Source organism: Paraburkholderia sp. A1RI-2L (genome assembly GCF_048957375.1).
GTDB lineage: Bacteria > Pseudomonadota > Gammaproteobacteria > Burkholderiales > Burkholderiaceae > Paraburkholderia.
The window spans coordinates 1-3189 of the sequence record NZ_JARBTA010000011.1; the positions used below are offsets into that span (position 1 = coordinate 1).

General features: G+C 58.5%; 4 protein-coding genes. All 4 read right to left on the bottom strand.

Going from position 1 to position 3189, the window contains the following annotated elements:
• Nucleotides 1–137: 137 nt before the first annotated feature.
• Nucleotides 138–710: a hypothetical protein gene (locus tag PWP93_RS37225; RefSeq protein ID WP_007180433.1), complete on the bottom strand. Its 573-nt coding sequence runs from the start codon at nt 708–710 to the stop codon at nt 138–140.
• 76 nt (nt 711–786) lie between these two features.
• Entirely contained in the window at nt 787–1050 is a 264-nt protein-coding gene (locus tag PWP93_RS37230; RefSeq protein WP_007180432.1) for a hypothetical protein, read from the bottom strand.
• Nucleotides 1047–1409, bottom strand: coding sequence for a hypothetical protein (locus PWP93_RS37235; RefSeq protein WP_156903410.1), 363 nt, complete (start codon nt 1407–1409; stop codon nt 1047–1049). Before PWP93_RS37235 ends, PWP93_RS37230 begins: the two co-directional genes overlap by 4 nt.
• On the bottom strand, nt 1406–3189 hold a 1784-nt coding region (locus PWP93_RS37240), incomplete at its 5' end, for a Tn3 family transposase (RefSeq protein ID WP_143055869.1). The genes PWP93_RS37235 and PWP93_RS37240, both read right to left, overlap by 4 nt.

The window sequence follows — 3189 nt, forward strand, 5'->3', positions numbered from 1 at the left end:
GGGGATCTACGCCGGAACCCCAGAAAATTCCGTCGTTCCACATTGTGAACATTAATCGGCTTATTCCAGCCGAAGAATGTTGGAGCGACGTCCGGTGAGTGACATGACGGTCTCGGTCACACGGACCATCAGGACCGTTACGCGGGGCCCAGTTCGATTACATTGTGGGACAGGTCGAGACAATCTTCGCAGTCCCGGCAAACCCAGTGCAGCATCGGCCCGACCGGATCTGGATGGTCGCTGAACGTTGTCAGCGCCGCGTCGTACTGAGCATCGGACGTGCTCGAGCGCAGTATCCGCTCGAGATTAGACTCGATGCTGTCCAGGCTGCATTCACCGATGCCGGACTTGAACACCGTCACACCGCCTGACGGGTTGACCGCGAAGAAGAAAAACGCCTTCGTGTCGACCATGTGCGACAGGATTGTCCTGGCGATGAAGTTGCTCGGATTGATCAGCGCATTGAAGATGCGGTAGCCGTAAAACTCTAAGCCGAAGTGTACGACCTCGAAGTCGTCGGTGCCGCGTATCGAGTGGCCAAAGTTGAAACCGCTGCGTGTTACGTCGTTCGGAATGTCATCCACCGGCCGCAGTGCCAGGCAAGCATAGTGCGTCTGGCCCTCGGCCACGAGTCCCATCGCAAAGCAGGGCGCGCGCTCGGCCAGCAAGGCCTCGACAAAATTCCGGTTCATGCGGAGCGTTGGCAGCATCGGGCATCCTTCATCGTGAATCAAATCAACATTTGCCGACCTGGCTGTGCGGTGCGTCGACGTCGAACATCAAAGGCTATACATCGTCGAGCTCGAACAGCGCGCGATCGGCGGGCCGCGACAGATAATCGTCCATCATCGCGCGGAAATCGGCTTCATCCCACTCGCCGCGATCGACACGCCGCAGCAACGCCTCGCCGGCCAGCATGATCTTTCGCTCGCGATCCGCGCGCGTTTGCTTGACCTGCTGGCGCTGCGCCTTAGCTGCCGCTTTGCGGGCTGTTTTCAGCTCCTGCAGCTTTTCGTCTGTCGCATCGAGACGACGTTTCAGCATGTTCATTCTGGCGTCCTGTTCGAAGAAGCGGTTTGCGCGGGAAACCGGCGCGCCGGCGTGCGCCGGTTCGTTACATTCGCGCCGTACTGTCGCGCCCAGGTGCGTACCGAGGGAGCGATATCGACTAACGTCGGCGGCATGTTCGGCAACACATCCATCGTCCAGCCACCCAGCCGCTTTGGCGCAATATACGCCGGTCGCCAGCTGCCGTCGGCCAGGATATCGATCACGAACAGCGACGTGCCGACGCTCAGTCGCCAGGTGTTGACCACGGCTGGGGGTAAAGGATTACCTGGTTGTGGCATCGTATTCCACCGTAACAGGAATAAGGGATTCCAAGCCAGAACCGCCGAAAATTCGATCACTCCAATTCGAGCCCTGCAATGAGCGCGTCCAGGTCGATTTTGTTGTCGCTTTGAAAAGTGTAGTGCCCGTTCAAAAGGATATGCCGCCAGGCTGCCGGTGATATCTGCGTAAGCCGCGCCAGCGCCTTGGCGTTGCCACTGGCCTCCCATTTCGTCAGTAGATGCGACAGAATCGCCGAGTTGTAAAAAATGATGACGTTGGCGATCAGCCGGGCGCACTGGTTGCTGATCTCGATTTCGATGTCGGTGCGGCCGGTCAATTCCTTCTTGCCGCCGACCTGGGCGATGGTCGAACGAAGCTGATGGTAAGACTCGAGGCGGTTTTGGGAGCGATGCACGTTTCGCTCGAGCTGCGGGTCGCGCAGGTAACGCAACGTGTAGATGGTACGAATGAGCTTATCGAACTCAAAAATCGCGCGACGTGTCGGGTTTTCCTGCGAGTACGTACATAGTTTGCGGATCAGCGAGCCCTGCGTGATCTCTTTGAGGCCCAGCGTGGCGACGATCTGATCGATATTTGTCTTCTCACTGGTGATGAGCTGCCGATCGATTTGTCCGATCGGCTGAATCAGGCATTTCTCGTACAGCGCCGGGTCGTCGATACAATACAATTCCTGCAACTGGTCATCGAGGTTTGTGAAGCGAGGCTCGAAGCGCAACCCGAACCAATACAGGATAGCGAAGTTGGCTTTGTTGATGCTGTGCATGTCGCCGGTGATCGCAGTCGGCACTATATCCGACGTGTTGCGATACCAGATGTCGAACACGTGATGCGCCTCGTACTCGTGCGCGCCGATTAGGTAGCCGTTCAACGGGACATGATTGCACAGCAGCGTGTAGGCGACGACGCCTTTGCCTCGTCCGAAGTATTTGCGCGAGTAACGCGCCTTCACGGTCGGTCGCTCGACGCCGAATTTCTGCCCATCGACGGCGCTGTACAGCGCATCGAGATCGAACGAGTAGTACGGGAAGATCGGCAGCGCGGCGATGGCGTTGCTGATGCAGTCGTTGGCCGCATGCAGCGTCGCCTGACGCAGATACTGCTGGTAGGTGCTATCCAGAACGTGGTACGGAATGTCGCTGGTGCGCGCCATGACATGGTTGCCATGGTTCATTGCCTGAGCGATGATAACCGCCATCAGGCTATCGGCGTCCGCTACCTTCTTCGCGTAGCGCGGCTGCAATGGCGTCAGCGCCGACAGGAACTGGCACTGGCCGTTGACGAAGCGGAACACGTCGGCAACATCGCAGAATGGCAGTTGCTCGTAGAATGCCTGCTCACGCACCTTCTGGTTCTCGGTTTTCGGTTTGCGCCAAATCAGCTTCTGCGTATCCTTGTCGTATTCCAGGTGCGTAAGCTTGCCCTGTTTCAGCTCTCGGTTGAAGGCCAGCCATTGTGCATGCAACTCGGCCGCTAACGCATCGAGTTGGGCATCGATTGGCTGCTGCAGGAACGGGATCTCCATCTGCGCCAGCGCGTCGGCCTTCTCGTTCATCGAAACAAGCTCGTCGGAGAAGTGACGATGTTGCAGACTGTCGTCGAGATAGATCTCTCCCGACTGGAAGCGCTTCCGGATCTGGCGGTACAACCAGAATTCGTAGCGATCGGCGTGCAAACCGGTCGGCTGACCATCAGCGCCGAAGATCAGCAGGTACGGTCGCAGGCGCTTCGGCAGCGTGGCCGCGGGACATTCGGCGAGCGGTCGTTGTGACAGGCGCTGCTGTTTGGCGAAGGCCCCCTTGACCCAAGCCAGCGCCGCGAGCCACGGGTTGTCTGGGG

Bases quoted from the DNA above. Each gene is read 5' to 3' on its own strand.
- PWP93_RS37225 (WP_007180433.1), bottom strand. From the start codon at position 710: ATGCTGCCAACGCTCCGCATGAACCGGAATTTTGTCGAGGCCTTGCTG.
- PWP93_RS37230 (WP_007180432.1), bottom strand. From the start codon at position 1,050: ATGAACATGCTGAAACGTCGTCTCGATGCGACAGACGAAAAGCTGCAG.